Raw genomic sequence first — 16372 nt, forward strand, 5'->3', positions numbered from 1 at the left:
ACACCCGTCCCTGGGCGCTATGGTACGCCACACGCGGTGCAGTCCGCGCCATCTTGTCATGCCATCCGTGCCCGCATTCAACCCAGTTGCCGCCGGAGATGTCCATGCAGTCACGCACCGCCGCGAGCACGCGCGCGATTCCCCTGTTTGTTTCCTCGTTGCTGGTGGTCGCGGGCGCCCTGTACGCGGCTACGCCTGCGCGCGCCGCCCAGGAACCGCCATCGGTCGCCGCTCGCGTCACGCCTGTCGTGGGCGGATTGGACCACCCCTGGGCGATGGCCTTTCTGCCTGACGGCGGAGTGCTGATCACCGAACGGCCCGGTAACCTGCGCTTGCTGCGCACGCCGGGTGGCCTGTCCAAGCCGCTGGCAGGCGTGCCCAAGGTGGCCGCGTCCGGCCAGGGCGGCTTGCTGGACGTGGCGCTGTCGCCGGACTTCACGACCGACCGTTACGTGTATTTGTCTTATGCGGAATCCGATGGGGACAAGAGCGGCACGGCTGTCGGCCGGGGACGCCTGTCGGACGACGCGACGAGCTTGCAGGATTTCAAAGTGCTGTTTCGCCAGGCGCCCAAGCTGTCTTCCGGCCTGCACTTCGGGTCGCGCTTGGTGTTTGACGGCAAGGGGTATCTGTTCATCTCGCTGGGCGAGAACAACCAGCGCCCGACCGCGCAGGACCTGGACAAGCTGCAGGGCAAGGTCGTGCGATTGAAGGTCGACGGCAGCGTGCCTCCCGACAATCCCTTTGTCGGCAAGGCCGGCGCGCGGCCCGAGATCTGGTCGTACGGGCATCGCAACCCGCAAGGCATGGCGCTGAACCCGTGGTCGGGCGACTTGTGGGAAAACGAGCACGGGCCGCGCGGGGGCGACGAGATCAACCTGGTGCAGCCGGGCAAGAACTATGGCTGGCCGCTGGCGACCTACGGCATCAACTATTCGGGCCAACCCATTCCCGAGGCCAAGGGCGAAACCGCGCCGGGCACCGAACAGCCGCTTTTCTGGTGGGCCAAGTCCCCCGCGATCAGCGGCATGGCGTTCTACAACGCAGACCGGTTTCCGGCATGGCAGAAATCCGTGTTCATCGGCGCGCTGGCCAATCAGAACCTGATTCGGCTGACGCTCGACGGCAATCGGGTGGTGGGGCAGGAGTGGTTGCTGGTTGACCGCAAGAGCCGGATACGCGACGTGCGGCAAGGGCCGGACGGGTATGTGTATGTGCTGACCGACGCATCGCCCGGCCAATTGCTCCGGATCGCGCCGGCCGAATCGGGAGGGTGAGCGATGAAAACCTATGAACTGATCGGTTCCGCGGGCTGCGGTTCGGCCGTTGTGGAGATGGCGCTAGTGCTGGCCAACGTGCCGCACACGTTGACCGATGTGCCGTATCTGAAACCCGGCCCCGAGCGCGACCGGCTGCTGCATCTGAACCCGTTGGGGCAGGTGCCGACGCTGGTCACGCCGGACGGCGAGGTCATGACGGAAAGCGCGGCGATGATCCTGCACCTGCACGACGTGGCGCCGCAAGCGGGCCTGGCGCCGGGGCCCGACAAGCCCGAGCGTGCGCGTTTCCTGAATCTGCTGCTGCGGCTGGTCGCGGCCATCTACCCGACGTTCACCTACGGCGACAATCCGCCCCAATGGACCAGCGAAGGCGCGGCCGCGGACCTGTTGCGCGAGCGCGTGCATACGCGGCGGGCGGAATTGTGGCAGGAACTGGAGCGTCAGGCGGGGGCGCCCCACATGCTGGGCCGCCGGTTTTCCGCGCTGGATCTGTATGTGACGGTCATGACGCATTGGCGGCCAGGGCAAGCCTGGTTCGCCTCGGTCTGCCCGGCGTTGACGGCCGTGGCGCGCGAAGCCGCGCTGGAGCCGAACGTGGCGCGGGTGCTGCGACGGAATTTCCCGCCGCCGACCGAATAGGCGCGGCGGCGGGTTCGGTGGCGCGGCGCTATGCCTTACCGCGCCGCTTGCCCTTGGCGCGCGCTTCGCGCACGGCGATGTACACGCCGCTGCCCGCGATGAACAGCGCGCCCAGATACGCAAAGGCATCCGGCGCTTCGCGCCAGAAGATCCAGCCCAGGATCGTGGCCCAGATCAGGCCGGTGTAGTCGAAGGGAGCGACGACGGACGCCGGGCCAATCCGAAAACCCTGCGTGATCAACGCCAAGCCCAAGGTGCTAAAGAGCGCAATGCCGAAGAAGTAGGGCAGATGCTCCGTGGCGGGCCTCTGCCAGATCCACGGCAGGGCGACCGCGCTGCACACCAATTGGCCCAGCACGATGTAGAACGTCGTCGTCAGCATGCCTTCGCCGCGGTTGATGCCGCGCGCGGTGATCATCATCACGGCATACAGCAGGGCGGTCGTCAGCGGGTACAGCGTTGCCGCCTGGAACGTGGCCGAGCCGGGGCGCACCACGATGAGCACGCCCGCAAAGCCGGCCAATACCGCCAGCCAGCGCTTGCCGTCCACGCGTTCCTTCAGGATCAGCACCGACAGCGCGGTGACGAACAGCGGCGCGGCGAACGCGATGGCGGTCGCCTCAGCCAGCGGCAGCGCGCGCAAGCCCAGATAGAAGCAACAGGCGGACACCACGTTGATCGCGCCGCGGGTCAGGTGCAGGCCCGGATGGGTGGTGCGCAGCACGCGGCGGCCGCCCAGCCACAAGGCCAGCGCGGTCACGAAGGGCAGCGCGATCAAGGCGCGCAGGAACAGGATCTGCAGCGGGTTGTAGTGGGCGCCCAGCCATTTTGCGTTGGCGTCGCTGAGCGTCAGGAAAAAGATGCCGCCCACCACGCAGGCGATGCCTGCAGCGGCGGAATGGTCCCGGGCGGCGGGTAATACGGTTGAGGAAGACATCTGAAACCTGCAAGGGCGGCGGTTCCTGCCGCCATGGGGAAAAGGGGACGTGCGGGCGGGTATCAGCCCTGGGCGCGGTAGGCGGCCAGCGCCACCATGGCCCAGGCCGCCAGGAAGGCGGCGCCGCCGATAGGCGTGACGGCGCCAAGCCAATGGGTGCCTGTCAGGGACAGGATGTACAGGCTGCCCGAAAACAGCACGATGCCCGCGAACATAACGAGGCCGGCCGCCGACAGCAGCGGCGAGCCGAACCGGGCGCCCAGCAGCGCAATGATGAACAGGCCCAGGGCGTGGATCAGGTGGTACATCACGCCCGTCTGCCAGACGGACAGCAGCTCCGGGGTCAGCATGCGCTTGAGTCCATGCGCGCCGAAGGCGCCGGCACCTACCGCTACCATGAGGTTCAACGCCGCGAGTATCGTGAGCTGCCGGTCCGTCATTGCCTGTCCTTGTCTGTGATCGTGTGTAACGCCGCCTATGATATGCCCAAATCCGGTGCATATCGGAGGAGCGCGCATCGACCGGAAGTCGCCTTGAAATCGATGTTCCAAATGGGATATTATAAATTCTGTTTGGAACCATCTGGGGGCATCATGACTATCGCCATCGTTGGAAAGGCGGCCGACAAGCGCGGCGCTTCTGCCAAGCGTCCTCCGCGGCACGCGGCGGCCCGGGCCAAGCAGTTGTTCCTTGAACTGGTGGACAGCCCGCTGAGCGACATTGCGCGCGACGTGCGCCGGGGCCTGCCCGCGCAGATGGTGGACGACGCCGCCGACTTCCTGCAAGTGCCCAAATCGGAAATCATGGCCATCACCGAGGTCAAGGCGGCGTCGTTGTCGCGCTGGACTCGCGAAGGCCAGACGCTGCCGCTGGGTGAATCGGACCGTCTGGCCCGGGTGGCCCGTGTGGCACGTGTAGCCCGCCAGGTGCTGGGCAGCGACGAAGAGGCGGTGCTGTGGTTGAACACGCCGGTGCCGGCCCTGGGCAACGTCAAGCCCTTGTCGCTGCTGACGTCTGACGCCAGCAGCCGGATTGTGGAAGACACCCTGGCGCGCGCCGCGGCCGGCGTCTACGCATGACGGAGTTCGTCTCGCTGTGGCGCATCGGCACGACGGCCGGCAAGTACCGCGCCGACGATTTGAGCGGAGCCGGCGCGGCCGCTGTGGGCGGTCGCTACAACAGCCCGGGCACGGCGGTGGTTTATGCCTCGTCCAGCGTGGCGTTGGCCGTGCTGGAAACGGTGGTGCATTTCGCGGCCCGCGCGTCCGAACAGGCCAACCGGTATCTGATCGAACTGGCGGTGCCGCGCGCCATTCATGAGGCCCGGCAGGTCCTGACGTTAGGCCAACTGCAAGAGGACTATCCCTTCTGGGAGGCGGTGCCGTTCGCGGAGGCCTCGCAGGCCGTGGGCGACAACTGGGTGGCCTCCGGCGTATCAGCGCTGCTGGAACTGCCCAGCGCCATCGTGCCGTACCGCGGCGTGCCCGACTGCAATCTGTTGATCAACCCCGCGCATCCGGATGCGGAACACATCGTGGTGGTGCGGCGCGAACGGTTCATCTACGACCCGCGCTTGCGGCCCGGCTGATCCAGCCCGGCCGCCCAGCGCGGTTTGTCTGCGGCCTTGGCGCGTCAATCCACCGTCAGCACGGCGCGGCCCACCACCTTGCCGGCCCGCAGCGCGGACAGCACGCTGTCGGCTTCGGCCAGCGCGTGGCGGTGCACCGGCATCGGCGGCACCTTGCCGGCGCGCACCAGTTCCATCAGTTCTTGCAGTTCGGTCAGGTTGCCCACGTAGCTGCCGATGATGGACATGGCCTTCATGGGGATCAGCGCGATCGGCCACGACGAGGCGCCGCCGAACAGCCCCACGATGATCAGCTTGCCGCCCTTGGTCAGGAAGTCGAATGCCAGGGAGGTGGTGGCGGGCGCACCGACCAGGTCTATCGCCGCCTGGACGGGCTTGCCGCCAGCCGCCTTGATGATCTGCTGTGCGGCGTCGGGCGCGGCGCCGTCGATGGCAGCCAGTGCGCCCGCGTCCAGCGCGGCCTGACGCTTGGCGGGATCGATGTCGACCACGATGGCGCCCGCGCCGCCCAGCGCCTTGATCAGGGTCAGGCTCATCAGGCCCAAGCCGCCAGCGCCGAAGATCACGACCGGATGTTCGCGGTAGATGTTGGCGCCGATCTTCTTGAGCGCCGAATAGGTGGTCAGGCCCGAGCACGCGTAAGGCGCGATTTGCGCCGGGTCCAGGTCGCCGATATCGATCAGGTACTTGGGATGCGGCACCACGATGTGGTCAGCGTAGCCGCCGGCGCGGTGCACGCCCAGGCAGGCCGGCGCGGAGCAGTGGTTTTCCATGCCCGATACGCAGGACGGGCACTTGCCGCAGCCGATCCACGGATAGACGAGGTAATTGCGGTCGCCGGACAGGCCCGAGGCGTCGGGGCCTGCTGCAACGACGGCGCCCACGGTTTCATGGCCCATCGTCAGCGGCAGCGACACGCCGCGGTCTTTCAAGGACAGCGTGCGGCCCTGGCCCAGGTCATAACCGCCTTCCCACAAGTGGATATCGCTGTGGCACACCCCCGCCGCACGGACCTTCAGCAGCACCTGCGTCCCTTGCGGGGTGGGCGTGGGCTGATTCATTTCCTGCAAGGGTTCGCGGAAGTTGACGACGCAATAGCACTTCATGGGATGTCTCCTTTAGTGATTCTTATGGCCGGGGCACTGCGAGGGGGCGCTACTTCTTTACCAGGGGGCATTCGCTGTCGGCCAGCGACACGAACACTTTTTCGCCAGGCACGGTAGACAGGATACGGTAGAAGTCGCCGGGATATTTGGACTCGGCGGGCTTCTTCACTTCGACCAGATACAGGTCCATGATGACGCGGCCGTCTTCCGGACGGATCCGGGCATTCTTGATCAGTTTGGTTGTGATGGGCAACTCGCGCATCTTCTGATTGACCGCGGCGCCCTCGAACGTGCCGGCGGCCTGGGCCGCTTGCAGGTAGTGCGTAGTGGCGACGTAGCTGAGTGCCTGCACGATGGAAGGCGGGCGCGTGACGCCCATCTTCTTCTGCCAGCGTTGCGTCCACGCGCGGGTGTCTTCGTCGGCGTCCCAGTAGAAGCCGGTGGGGAAGGTCAGCCCTTGGGCGACGGGCAGGCCCATCGCCTGCACGTCGTTGATGAAGGTCAGGAAGGTCAGCATGCGTTGCTTGCCGCCGGTCAGACCGAATTCCTGCGCCTGCTTGATCAGGTTGACCAGGTCGCCGCCTGCGCTGGCCAGACCCACCACGTCGGCCTTGGAGGACTGCGCCTGCACCAGGAAGGAGGCGAAGTCCATGGCGCCCAAGGGGTGGCGCGTGCTGCTCACCACCTTGCCGCCCGCGTTCTGCACGAAACGCGTGGCATTGCTTTCCAGCGATTTGCCGAAGACGTAGTCGGTGGTGATGAAGTACCAGGACTTGCCGCCGCTTTCCACCACGCTCTTGACGACCGCGTTGGCCAGCGCATAGGTGTCGGGCGCCCATTGCGTGCTGAGGTTGCTGCATTGCTTGCCGCTGAAGTCGCCGGCAAAGCCGCCGCTGATCAGCGCGGTGCCGCCTTTTTCCTTGGCGACGCCTTGGGCGGCGAGGCCGGCGGAGCTGGCGCCGCCGTCAACCACGGCGACCAGGCCTTGCATATCGAACCAGCGGCGGACCAGCGCCGAGGCCACGTCCGCCTTGTTTTGGTTATCGGCCCCGATCACTTCCACGGTCTTGCCGGCCACTTTGCCGCCGAAATCCTCGACCGCCATGCGCACTGACATTTCGGAGCCCAGGCCGCCCAGGTCGGAATAGATGCCTGAACGGTCATTGGACACGCCCAGGCGCACAACATCCGATTGGGCTTGGGCCGCGGACGCGGCCATCACGGCGGCAAGGGCCGCCAGCAGGGGTTTGATACGCATCTGTCTGTCTCCCCGGCCCGGGTCGGGGCCGATTATTGGAATTGTGGTGATGACGCGGTACCGCTATCCGAGGCGCCAGTTCTCCAGCCGGCTGAAATTCATTTCTTATTGGTGAATATAAATTCCTGTGCAAGAATTTAGGTTCGGCTATATGAAAAGTCAACTTAGTGGATGACCTAGCAGATTTACGAATTTTCTAAAAGGCAAATCCGAACAGGGGTCGACCCATGGAAGTGAAACTAGTCGTGCGGACGCTGGAACTGATCGAGCTGTTCGCACAGACGCGGCGACCGATGCCGCTGACGGAATTGGCGCAGGGTCTGGGCGCCCCGATGTCGAGTTGCCTGGCGCTGGTGCGCACGATGGTCGCGCGCGGCTATCTGTACGAAGTGCGCCGCCGCGGCGGGTATTACCCGACCGCCAAGCTGCATGCCTTGAGCGGGCAGATCCAGGCAGGCGATCCCTGGCTGGAGGCCGTGCGGCCGCATCTGGTTGCCTTGCGCGACGCGGCCAATGAAACCGTGATGCTGGGCAAGATCCAGGATGGCGCCGTGGTGTTCCTGGACGTGGTGGAATCGACCCACCCGGTGCATTACGCGGCGCGCCCGGGCGAACGCCGTCCGATGCACACCAGTTCGGTCGCCAAAGCCATCCTGGCGCGGCTGGCACCCGCTGATCGGGATGGCCTGCTGGCGGCGCCGGACTACACGCGCTACACCGAACGCACGCTGGTTACCCGCGACGGCTTGCGGGCCGAGGTGGAACAGGTTCAGGCGCAAGGGTGGGCGGCCAACGTGGGCGAAAGCGTGGCCGACCTGACCGGACTGGCGGTCGCGTTGGATCTGGGCGGGGAATGGTACGCGCTGTGCATGGCCGGACCCACGCCGCGGGTGTGGGAGCAGCGCGACCAGAACCTGCTTCATCTGCACGCGGCGGCGGAAGCGATCCGCCGGGCGCGCGCAGTTTAGCCCCGGAGGGCCATCCAGCCCAGATTCAAGGGCCGCGACGCATCAGCGTCGATTTGCCGAACAGGCTTTCGATCAGATCCACCGCCAGTTCCGCCGTCTTGTTGCGGACGTCGAAGGCGGGGTTCAGTTCCACCACGTCCAACGAGCGCATCAGGCCGGTGTCGGCGATCATTTCCATGCACAACTGCGCTTCGCGGTAGGTCGGGCCGCCGGGCACCGTCGTGCCCACGCCGGGGGCGATCTCGGGGTCCAGGAAATCCACATCGAAGCTCACGTGCAGGTGGGTGTCGGCGTCCAGCCCGGCCAAGGCGGCTTCCATCGTGGCGCGCATGCCCATTTCATCCAGATAGCGCATGTCGAACACTTCCAGCCCGGCTTCATGCACCAACCGCTTTTCGCCCTGGTCCACGCTGCGGATGCCGATCTGGCGGACCCAGCCCGGTTCGATGTCTGGCGTCTGGCCGGACATGCCCGTGATCTGCTCGGGACCGTAGCCGCACAGGCAGGCCACGGGCATGCCGTGGACATTGCCGGTGGGGGTCAACGCGTTGGTATTGAAATCGGCATGGGCGTCGAGCCACAGCACTCGCAGCTTCTTGCCCGCTTCGCGGCAGTGGCGCGCCACGGCGCTGATCGAGCCGATGCCCAGGCAGTGGTCGCCGCCCAGCAGCACGGGCAGACGGCCTTCGGCCAGCTCGGCGTACACGGCATCGTGCACCGCCCGGTTCCATGCCGCGACTTCTTCCAGATGGCGGTAGCCGTCCACAGGCGGCAGCCAGGGGTTGGCGGGGCCGTACAGGTTGCCGCGGTCGGTCACCTGGAAACCTTGGGCCTCGATCGTGGGACCCAGGTCGGCCACGCGCAAGGCTTCCGGGCCCATGGATGCGCCGCGCGCACCGGCGCCGATGTCCGTCGGTGCGCCGATGAGGGTGATTTGGGTGGGCAAGGTGGCGGTGTTCTGCACGTGGGCGGGCTCCGGTGGGTTCTTCAAGAGGCGGATAGTACCGCGGCCAATTGGTCGCATGCCCAGTCGACCTGTTCCCGCGTGACGATGAGCGGTGGCGACAGGCGCAGCGTGTGGCCGTGGGTATCCTTGACCAGCATGCCGCGTGCCTGCAAGCGTTCGCTGAAGCGGCGCGCGCCGCCCGCATCGGGCTCGAGCTCCACTGCCAGCATCAGGCCGCGTCCACGGACCTCGCGCACGGGGCCGGGCAGGGTGCGCAGCCGTTCCAGAAAATAGGCGCCGACTGCCGCCGCGTTCTCGATCATGCCTTCGTCGGTCAGCACTTGCAGCGCGGCGCGGGCCACGGCGCAGGCCAGCGGATTGCCGCCGAAGGTGCTGCCATGCTGGCCCGGCTGGAACACGCCCAGCACGTCGGCGTTGGACAGCACGGCGGACACCGGATAGAAGCCGCCCGACAGCGCCTTGCCGATCAGCGTGACATCGGCTTCGATGCCTTCGTGCTCTTCGGCCAGCAGTTTGCCCGTGCGGCCCAGCCCGGTCTGGATCTCGTCAAGGATCAGCGTGATGCCACGCTCGGTGCAGCGCTGGCGTACCCGCGTGAAGTAGCCGGCGGGGGGCATCACCACGCCGGCCTCGCCTTGTATGGGCTCGACCAGGAGGGCGACGGTGTTGGGAGTGATGGCGGCATCGAAGGCGTCGAAGTCGCCAAAGGGCACGACCTTGAAGCCGGGCGCGAAGGGGCCGTAGCTCCCGTAGGCGTCGGGGTCGGTCGAAAAGCCCACGATGCCCAATGTGCGGCCATGGAAGTTGTTGGCGCAGACGATGATCTCGGCCTGGTCCTGCGGCACCCCACGCACCTCATAACCCCATTTGCGTACCGCCTTGATGGCGGTTTCGACAGCTTCCGCGCCGCTGTTCATGGGCAGGATCTTGTGCGCGCCGGTAAGCCGGGCCAGATCTTCGTAGAACGGCGCCATCTGGTCGTGGCGGAAGGCGCGGGAGGTCAGCGTAAGGGTTTGCGCCTGTTCGACCATGGCGGCCAGAATGCGGGGATGGCAGTGCCCCTGGTTGACGGCGGAATACGCCGACAGGCAATCCAGGTACTTGCGGCCATCCACGTCATAGACCCAGACGCCACTGCCGCGGGCGATGACGACATCCAGGGGATGGTAGTTGTGGGCGCCCAGCTGGTCTTCGATCTGGTCGCGGCGGCGGGCGGCGGCTCGGGCGCCGGGCAGGGTGGTCAGCACGGAATTCATGAGGCCTCCCGGAAGGGACGGATTGCGACCATCTTAGCGCTAGTCCCGGCGTCCAGACATTGCCATTGCGTGACAAAGGCCTTTCGGGGATCGGCGCGCTAGCTGCTGCACAATATCGCCAGCGCCGGCGCGGGGCCGGCTTTCCAAGACTTCTGGACACTCTTCATGCTTCTCAAGCACCTGCTTTTCAAACTGACGCGCGGCGCAGCCGTTGCGGCCCTGGGCCTGGCGGCGTCCGCCACCGCGATTGCGCAGGACAAGCCCTTGCGCATTGGCGTGATTCCCAGTGTGGCGAACGAAGCGACCGAGTTGGCCATTGCGCAGGCAAAGAAAGAAGGCCTGGACGTCAAACTGGTGGAATTCAACGACTGGGTGCTGCCCAACATCGCCGTGGCGGACGGTTCGGTCGACGCGAATTTCTTCCAGCACGAACCCTTTCTGCAATTGTTCAACCAGCGGCGCGGCGCGAACCTGACGCCTATCGCCTACGGTTACTCCACTACGATCGGCTTGTTTTCCAAGAAGCTGAAAAAGGGCGACACGGTGCCGGACGGGGCCACGATCGCCGTGCCCAACGATCCCGTGAACACCGGGCGCGCCTTGCTGTTGCTGGAGTCGATCGGCTTGATCAAGCTGAAGCCAGGCGTGGCGCATGAGGCCGCGCTGGAAGACGTGGTGTCCAATCCCAAGAAGTTGAAGTTCGTGCAGATTGAAGGCTCGCAGTCCGCGCGTACGTTCGACGATGTGACGGCTTCGGTGACCTATACGACGTTCGCCAAGCAGGCCGGCCTGAATGAAAAGGACGGACTGGCCTTCGACAACACCGACCCCGTCAGCATCCGGCGCTACGCGATCCGGTGGGTCACGACACCGGCCAAGGCGCAGGATCCCCGGCTGCTGAAATTCATTGCGATCTACCAGAACTCGCCGGAAGTCAAAAGCACCCTGAAGCGCTTGTACGGCGACTTGATCAGCTTCCCCTGGTAAGGCGGCGCGCCGGTCAGGCGGCGGCTTCGCCGCGCGCGGCCCGGCGCCCGTTCAACCGCCAATGCAGGCCGATGGCGGCCATGCCAACGGCCGCCGAGGCGCATAGCCCCAAGGTTTCGAACCCCGCGTGCGTATACAGCGTGCCGGCGATCGCCGTGCCGACGCTTGCGCCCAGATAGGTGGTGCAGGTGTTCAGGCCCAGCACTGCGCCCCGCTCATCGGGGCGTGCGCGCGAGAGCAGCAGCACCAGCAGGTTCAGGCTCAGTTGCGACGCGGCGCCCCAGAACGCCGCGAGGGCCAGTACGGCGGCCAGGGCATGGGCGGCGGGCAACAGCGCCAGATAGACCAGCGCGATCGCACCCAGGGCCAGCGGCAAGGCGCGGCGCGGTCCCAGCCGTTCGATCAACGGCGCGCCTGCAATGCCGGCCAGCAGAAAGCCGGCGCCGTAGGCAAAGGCGATGAAGCCGACCTGCCCGGCAGACAGCGCCAGCAATGTGCGGACGTGGTCCGCCAGGAAGGCATATACGCCGTAGAACGCCGACGAAAACGCCAGGCAAGCCAGCAGCAGCACCGGCACGTCGCGATAGGACAAGGGCGCCAGCAGCCGCGACAGGCGCAACGGCGCGGGGCTTTCGGCGCGGCGCTCAGGCAGCTTGCGCAGCCCCAGCAGGGCAATCGCGGCGCACAGGGCAAGAACGCCATAGGTGGCGCGCCAGCCCACGGCGTCCGAGATCAGGGCCGACAGCGGCACACCGGCCACCAACGACACCGACCAGCCGGCAATGACGCGGCCGAGCGTGCGGGCCTCCTGGCCGGGTGGCGCGACCAGCGATGCCGAACCGTAGGCCGCGGGCAGGATGACGCCAGCGGCGCCGCCGGCCAGGGCTTGCGCCAGGGTCAGCACGATCCAGTGCGGCGCGGCGGCCGACAGGATCAGGGCGGCAATCAGCGCCACCATCGCGCCCAGCAAGGCCCGGCGGATGCCGATGCGGTCGATGCGCGCTGCCAGGAAGAAGGCGCTGGCCGCCGTGGCGGCGCCATAGGCGGAAATGGCGGTGCTGATGGTCAGCGCGGACGTCGAGAACGAACGCGCCACATCGCTCAAGATGGGGCTGAGCGCCAGCCCGTTGGAGCCCACGACACTGACGGCGAACATCAATGCGGGGACGGAAGAGGGTGTGCGGGTATTGCGATTGCTACGATTCTGCATGCCGCGAATTTTATTGGAATAAAATAAGGGTTAACGCTGATATTTCCTTATTCCATAAAAGTTCGAATGCCGTAAGGCAGAACCTGATTCCGATGCCAGACCTGGACGACCGCGACCGAAAACTATTAACGCTGCTGGCGGACGACGCCACGCCAAGCTACGCCGAATTGGGCAAAATGCTGAACCTTTCGGCGCCCGCGGTGCACGAACGGGTCAAGCGTCTGAAGCGCGACGGCTTGATCAAGGGCATCGCCGCCAAGCTGGACGGCGCGCGCATTGGCCGCCCCTTGCTGGCTTTTGTGCACGTGGACACCAACAACTGGAGCATCACGCAACAGGTGCTGGGTCTGGCGGAATTGACCGAAGTGGAAGAGATCCACACCATCACCGGCAAAAGCGCCATGCTGCTGAAGGTGCGGGTGCGCGATACCCAGGCGCTGGAACTGCTGCTGGCGCGCATTCACAAGATCGACGGCATCACCAACACCACCAGCGATATCGCGCTGACCAGCTACCTGGAACGCGGGCCGCTGCCGGACACGACGCCGGACGCGGGGGCCTGAGGGCGCTAGCTGCGCAGAGGCGCCGTGCGCAGACGCAAGCGCGTGATTTCCGACGGGGCGCCCAGGCGCTTTGGCGGGCCCCAATAGCCGGTGCCGCGGCTGGTGTACACCCACATCTTGCCAAGGCGGTGCAGGCCCGCCGTAAATGGCTGCTGGAAGCGCACGAAAAAGCCCCACGGAAAGAACTGCCCGCCATGGGTGTGGCCGGACAGCTGCAGGTGGTAGCCCAGCGGTTCGGCCGCGGCGGCGCTGCGAGGCTGGTGGGCCAGCAGGATTTTGGCGCAGGCGTCCGCGGGCGCACCCGCCAGTGCGGCCTTCGGATTGCTGCGTTGCTGCGGGTCGAACGCGCCGGCGCTGTAATCCGTCACGCCCGCCACCACCACGGGCAGGCCCGAAGGATGGATCACGGCGTGTTCGTTCATCAGCACGCGCAGCCCCATGCGGCGGAACTCCGCCACCCAGGGCGCGGCGCCTGAATAATATTCGTGGTTACCGGTGACCAGATACACGCCGAATGGTGCGCGCAGCGTGCCCAGCGGGCTGGCCTGCGCGGCCAGATGTTCGACGCTGCCGTCGACCACGTCGCCCGTGACGGCGATCACGTCGGGCAGCAGTCCGTTCACGGCGTCGACAATCGCCTGCACGTAGTGCTTCTTGATGGTCGGGCCGACATGGATATCACTGATCTGCACGATGGTGAAGCCGTCCAGGTCCTGCGGCAAGCCAGGAATCGGTACGTCCACGTCGATGACGCGCGCCCGGCGGCGCGCGTTGTAGAAGCCGATCAACGTGCCGACGGCCGCCAGCCCCGCCACGGTCCACGCGCTGATGCTGCGCAGCCGGATCCAGGGCAGGTCGGCACCCGCCGCCAGGCTGATGAGCCAGGTCACCAGCAGCACGGCATCGCGGATCACGGTCAGCACGAACAGCGACGAGAACAGCCCCATCGCGATCAGGCCGACCCATGCGATACGGTCGCCCCAAGGGGGATGCACGGACGAACGTCCCAGCATCCCCAGCGGGATCAGGATGCATGACAGGATCAGGGCAATGGTAGCGGCGGCGGCGCCCGCGTTGCTGAGCAGCGCATCTGGAATCAGCCGTGCGCCCACGTAGACGTGGGCTAGCGCGCCGAGGGTCAGGAAGCGCAGGAAAAACGAGGATTGGCGTAGGGACACGGCGGGCACAGGGCGCGCCGGTTTCGGGGCCGGCGCACGGGTAGCAAGGGAAACGCCATTCTATGCCGGGTGCACGCGGCGCTTCGTGCCCGTTTGCGTCAAGGGCCGACCGGGCCGTCCCGCCATAGCAGGCTGGCGTCCATCTCACGGACGTTGTTGATGCCCAGCATCGCCATGTTGCGGTCGACCTCGGCGCGCAGCAGGTCGATCGCATGACTGACGCCTGCTTGGCCGCCCACGGCCGCCGCGTAGTTGAACGGCCGCCCGACGAAGACGAAGCGTGCGCCCAGGGCCAGCGCCTTGAGCACGTCGCCACCCCGGCGCACGCCGCTGTCCATCATGACCGTCATGCCGCCGGCGGCCGCGACCACGCCGGGCAGTGCGCGCAGCGGCGAGATCGCGCCGTCCAATTGGCGGCCGCCGTGGTTGGACACGATGACGCCGTCGGCGCCGTGTTGGCGGGCCAGCGCTGCGTCCCGCGGATGCAGGATGCCCTTGATGATCAGGGTGCCGGGCCATTGCTTACGGATGCGCGCCACGTGTTCCCAGCTGAGGTGGTCGCGGGCGGTGAAGTCGCGCAGCACCGACGCCGACACGATGGGGGCGCCGCGCGTTGCAAATGAGTTCTCGAAGTGCGGCATGCCATGCGCCATGAGCGTGCGCAGGAAGGTGCCGGCCAGCCAGCGCGGCCGCGTCAGGCCATCCCAGGCCAGGCGCAGGCTGGGCTTGAGCGGGGTGGAGAACCCCGTGCGCACGTTGTTCTCGCGATTGGCCGAAACCGGTATGTCCACGGTCAGCACCAGGGTTTCGTAACCCGCGCGGCGGGCGCGCTCGACCAGTGCATCGATCTTCGCGGGGTCGCCGGGCAGGTAGGCCTGGAACCAGGTGCCGGGCGCTTCGCGGATGACGTCTTCCAGGGCAATGAGCGAGGTGCCGCTGAGGATGGCGGGGATGTTCTGCTCGCGCGCGGCGCGCGCCAGCACGACGTCGCCGCGGTATGCGGACAAGGCGCTGATGCCCATCGGGGCAATGCCGAAGGGCGATGCGTATTGGCGTCCGAACAATTCAGTCTGCTGCGTGCGCCGGGACACGTCGACCAGCACGCGCGGCATGAACGCGTACTGTGCGAATGCGTGGCGGTTGTCTTGCAAGGATTGATTGTCTTCGGCGGCGCCGGCGACATAGCCGAAGATGGGCCGGGGCAGGCGCCGCTGCGCCGCCGCTTCGAAGTCGTCCAGGGACAGCATGCGGGCAAGCGCGGGCGGCAGAGGCTGGCGGGCGGCGGCGCCATTGGGCGCGGCGGGCAGGGCGGTGGATGTCATGGCGGGCCGGTAAAAGCCCGTAATCTAACAACGCCAATTCATCGCTGAAAGCGAATAAATAAGGAAAGCGCTATTCGCTTAAAGCGAAATTGCTGGTGCGGCGGCCGAGCAGGCTCGCCGCACTGGGATCCGCGTTCAGCCCTGAGCCGGCAATGCCAGCAGTTCACCCATGCGCACGGGGCCCAGTACCGACGGCGTGTCGGCCCAGCGGACCTTGTTCGGTCCGAACAGCACGATCGCCGTCGAGCCAAGCTTGAAGCGGCCCATTTCGGCGCCTTTGGCCAGATGGATCGGCGCGCGCGCCAGGTCGTCGTAGCGCACGGATTTGACGCGGCGCTTGTAGGGGGTGACAAGACCTGCCCACACGGTTTCGATGGACGCGACGATCATCGCGCCAACCAGGATGAGGGCCATCGGGCCGTGCTCGGTGTCGAACAGACAGACGACGCGTTCGTTGCGGGCGAACAGGCGCGGCACGTTGCGGGCCGTCAGCGGGTTGACCGAGAACAGGCGGCCCGGCACGTGCACCATTTCGCGCAGCGTGCCGGCAACCGGCATGTGCACGCGGTGGTAGTCCTTGGGCGACAAATACACGGTGGCGAATTGGCCACCCTGGAAGGGCGCGGCGCGCTCGGTGTCGCCGCCCAGCAGATCGACCAGCCCGTAGCTATGGCCCTTCGCCTGGAAGATGCGGCCTTGTTCGATCGCGCCCATCTGGCTGATCGCGCCGTCGGCGGGGCACAGCACCGAGCCGGGCTCGTCGTCCAGGGGACGCGCATCGTCTTTGAGCGCGCGGGTGAAGAAGTCGTTGAAGCACTCGTAGGCCAGCGGATCTTCTTGCACGGCTTCGCGCATGTCCACGCCGTACTTGCGGACAAAGCGCGAGATCATCCAATTCTTGACCGCGGGTTCCCGGCAGTCTGAGGCGTATCCGAAAAAGCGCGACACCAGGTGGTGGGGCGCAAGATACTGGCTGGCGAGGAATACTTGGTCTTTGATCGTCATCTACGAGCGCTGAAAAAACGCGTCCCGCGAACAGCGGGACGTGGTTGAAGGTTGCCCGTACCAGTTCGATTGAAGACCGGTGCGGGCAATTCGCGGGATTGTAACGCG

The 16372-nt window shown here is 66.4% G+C and carries 17 protein-coding genes; 7 read left to right on the forward strand and 10 right to left on the reverse strand.

Features of this window, described 5'->3' with window-relative positions:
- Positions 1 to 104: 104 nt before the first annotated feature.
- The gene (locus AC3WMU_RS05710; protein ID WP_492281961.1) at positions 105 to 1277 is read left to right on the forward strand and encodes a PQQ-dependent sugar dehydrogenase; all 1173 of its coding nucleotides are present in this window, start codon (positions 105 to 107) and stop codon (positions 1275 to 1277) included.
- Between the two features lie 3 nt (positions 1278 to 1280).
- Positions 1281 to 1919, forward strand: coding sequence for a glutathione S-transferase family protein (locus AC3WMU_RS05715; protein WP_006222158.1), 639 nt, complete (start codon positions 1281 to 1283; stop codon positions 1917 to 1919).
- A 28-nt stretch (positions 1920 to 1947) separates the two neighbouring features.
- On the opposite strand, the gene AC3WMU_RS05720 is transcribed toward AC3WMU_RS05715, so the two are convergent.
- Together AC3WMU_RS05720 and AC3WMU_RS05725 are read right to left on the reverse strand one after the other, a co-directional pair.
- On the reverse strand, positions 1948 to 2856 hold the full coding sequence (locus AC3WMU_RS05720) for a DMT family transporter (protein WP_492281962.1): 909 nt from the start codon (positions 2854 to 2856) through the stop codon (positions 1948 to 1950).
- 62 nt (positions 2857 to 2918) lie between these two features.
- On the reverse strand, positions 2919 to 3296 hold the full coding sequence (locus AC3WMU_RS05725) for a DUF423 domain-containing protein (protein ID WP_088587352.1): 378 nt from the start codon (positions 3294 to 3296) through the stop codon (positions 2919 to 2921).
- Between the two features lie 153 nt (positions 3297 to 3449).
- On the opposite strand from AC3WMU_RS05725, the gene parS reads away from it, so the two are divergent.
- Positions 3450 to 3935: a type II RES/Xre toxin-antitoxin system antitoxin gene (gene parS / locus AC3WMU_RS05730; protein WP_492281963.1), complete on the forward strand. Its 486-nt coding sequence runs from the start codon at positions 3450 to 3452 to the stop codon at positions 3933 to 3935.
- On the forward strand, positions 3932 to 4444 hold the full coding sequence (locus AC3WMU_RS05735) for an RES family NAD+ phosphorylase (RefSeq protein WP_006222154.1): 513 nt from the start codon (positions 3932 to 3934) through the stop codon (positions 4442 to 4444). Before parS ends, AC3WMU_RS05735 begins: the two co-directional genes overlap by 4 nt.
- A gap of 44 nt (positions 4445 to 4488) precedes the next feature.
- Here the strand turns inward: AC3WMU_RS05735 and AC3WMU_RS05740 are convergent, their stop codons facing one another.
- Positions 4489 to 5550 (reverse strand): alcohol dehydrogenase, encoded by a 1062-nt coding sequence (locus AC3WMU_RS05740; protein WP_006222153.1) that lies wholly within the window; start codon positions 5548 to 5550, stop codon positions 4489 to 4491.
- A gap of 49 nt (positions 5551 to 5599) precedes the next feature.
- On the reverse strand, positions 5600 to 6808 hold the full coding sequence (locus AC3WMU_RS05745; protein WP_492281964.1) for an ABC transporter substrate-binding protein: 1209 nt from the start codon (positions 6806 to 6808) through the stop codon (positions 5600 to 5602).
- A 227-nt stretch (positions 6809 to 7035) separates the two neighbouring features.
- On the opposite strand from AC3WMU_RS05745, the gene AC3WMU_RS05750 reads away from it, so the two are divergent.
- On the forward strand, positions 7036 to 7776 hold the full coding sequence (locus AC3WMU_RS05750; protein WP_280026168.1) for an IclR family transcriptional regulator: 741 nt from the start codon (positions 7036 to 7038) through the stop codon (positions 7774 to 7776).
- 25 nt (positions 7777 to 7801) lie between these two features.
- On the opposite strand, the gene rocF is transcribed toward AC3WMU_RS05750, so the two are convergent.
- The gene (gene rocF / locus AC3WMU_RS05755; RefSeq protein WP_035212108.1) at positions 7802 to 8740 is read right to left on the reverse strand and encodes an arginase; all 939 of its coding nucleotides are present in this window, start codon (positions 8738 to 8740) and stop codon (positions 7802 to 7804) included.
- Positions 8741 to 8763: 23 nt separating this feature from the next.
- Positions 8764 to 9999 carry an ornithine--oxo-acid transaminase gene (rocD, locus tag AC3WMU_RS05760; RefSeq protein ID WP_006222149.1) on the reverse strand — a complete coding sequence of 412 codons (1236 nt, stop codon included), beginning with the start codon at positions 9997 to 9999 and terminating at the stop codon, positions 8764 to 8766.
- A gap of 165 nt (positions 10000 to 10164) precedes the next feature.
- Here rocD and AC3WMU_RS05765 point away from each other — a divergent pair, with 165 nt between their 5' ends.
- On the forward strand, positions 10165 to 10986 hold the full coding sequence (locus AC3WMU_RS05765; protein ID WP_424625317.1) for a MetQ/NlpA family ABC transporter substrate-binding protein: 822 nt from the start codon (positions 10165 to 10167) through the stop codon (positions 10984 to 10986).
- 13 nt (positions 10987 to 10999) lie between these two features.
- Here AC3WMU_RS05765 and AC3WMU_RS05770 read toward each other — a convergent pair whose 3' ends face one another.
- Complete coding sequence (locus AC3WMU_RS05770) at positions 11000 to 12196, reverse strand: MFS transporter (protein ID WP_492281965.1); 1197 nt, start codon at positions 12194 to 12196, stop codon at positions 11000 to 11002.
- Between the two features lie 92 nt (positions 12197 to 12288).
- On the opposite strand from AC3WMU_RS05770, the gene AC3WMU_RS05775 reads away from it, so the two are divergent.
- On the forward strand, positions 12289 to 12759 hold the full coding sequence (locus AC3WMU_RS05775) for an Lrp/AsnC family transcriptional regulator (protein ID WP_006222146.1): 471 nt from the start codon (positions 12289 to 12291) through the stop codon (positions 12757 to 12759).
- A gap of 5 nt (positions 12760 to 12764) precedes the next feature.
- On the opposite strand, the gene AC3WMU_RS05780 is transcribed toward AC3WMU_RS05775, so the two are convergent.
- From AC3WMU_RS05780 to asd, 3 genes are all read right to left on the reverse strand, one after another.
- The gene (locus tag AC3WMU_RS05780; RefSeq protein ID WP_035212190.1) at positions 12765 to 13937 is read right to left on the reverse strand and encodes a metallophosphoesterase; all 1173 of its coding nucleotides are present in this window, start codon (positions 13935 to 13937) and stop codon (positions 12765 to 12767) included.
- 98 nt (positions 13938 to 14035) lie between these two features.
- A complete protein-coding gene (locus AC3WMU_RS05785; RefSeq protein WP_492281966.1) occupies positions 14036 to 15259 on the reverse strand; it encodes an alpha-hydroxy acid oxidase in 1224 nt (407 codons plus the stop codon).
- Positions 15260 to 15394: 135 nt separating this feature from the next.
- Entirely contained in the window at positions 15395 to 16264 is an 870-nt protein-coding gene (gene asd, locus AC3WMU_RS05790; RefSeq protein WP_006222143.1) for an archaetidylserine decarboxylase, read from the reverse strand.
- Between the last annotated feature and the right edge of the window lie 108 nt (positions 16265 to 16372).

The organism is Achromobacter sp. FW305-C-13 (assembly GCF_058783475.1).

What these genes read in the sequence shown, in the direction of transcription:
- AC3WMU_RS05710 (WP_492281961.1), top strand. Translation starts at nt 105, where the DNA reads ATGCAGTCACGCACCGCCGCGAGCACGCGCGCGATTCCCCTGTTTGTT.
- AC3WMU_RS05715 (WP_006222158.1), top strand. Translation starts at nt 1,281, where the DNA reads ATGAAAACCTATGAACTGATCGGTTCCGCGGGCTGCGGTTCGGCCGTT.
- AC3WMU_RS05720 (WP_492281962.1), bottom strand. Translation starts at nt 2,856, where the DNA reads ATGTCTTCCTCAACCGTATTACCCGCCGCCCGGGACCATTCCGCCGCT.
- AC3WMU_RS05725 (WP_088587352.1), bottom strand. Translation starts at nt 3,296, where the DNA reads ATGACGGACCGGCAGCTCACGATACTCGCGGCGTTGAACCTCATGGTA.
- parS (WP_492281963.1), top strand. Translation starts at nt 3,450, where the DNA reads ATGACTATCGCCATCGTTGGAAAGGCGGCCGACAAGCGCGGCGCTTCT.
- AC3WMU_RS05735 (WP_006222154.1), top strand. Translation starts at nt 3,932, where the DNA reads ATGACGGAGTTCGTCTCGCTGTGGCGCATCGGCACGACGGCCGGCAAG.
- AC3WMU_RS05740 (WP_006222153.1), bottom strand. Translation starts at nt 5,550, where the DNA reads ATGAAGTGCTATTGCGTCGTCAACTTCCGCGAACCCTTGCAGGAAATG.
- AC3WMU_RS05745 (WP_492281964.1), bottom strand. Translation starts at nt 6,808, where the DNA reads ATGCGTATCAAACCCCTGCTGGCGGCCCTTGCCGCCGTGATGGCCGCG.
- AC3WMU_RS05750 (WP_280026168.1), top strand. Translation starts at nt 7,036, where the DNA reads ATGGAAGTGAAACTAGTCGTGCGGACGCTGGAACTGATCGAGCTGTTC.
- rocD (WP_006222149.1), bottom strand. Translation starts at nt 9,999, where the DNA reads ATGAATTCCGTGCTGACCACCCTGCCCGGCGCCCGAGCCGCCGCCCGC.
- AC3WMU_RS05765 (WP_424625317.1), top strand. Translation starts at nt 10,165, where the DNA reads ATGCTTCTCAAGCACCTGCTTTTCAAACTGACGCGCGGCGCAGCCGTT.
- AC3WMU_RS05770 (WP_492281965.1), bottom strand. Translation starts at nt 12,196, where the DNA reads ATGCAGAATCGTAGCAATCGCAATACCCGCACACCCTCTTCCGTCCCC.
- AC3WMU_RS05775 (WP_006222146.1), top strand. Translation starts at nt 12,289, where the DNA reads ATGCCAGACCTGGACGACCGCGACCGAAAACTATTAACGCTGCTGGCG.
- AC3WMU_RS05785 (WP_492281966.1), bottom strand. Translation starts at nt 15,259, where the DNA reads ATGACATCCACCGCCCTGCCCGCCGCGCCCAATGGCGCCGCCGCCCGC.
- asd (WP_006222143.1), bottom strand. Translation starts at nt 16,264, where the DNA reads ATGACGATCAAAGACCAAGTATTCCTCGCCAGCCAGTATCTTGCGCCC.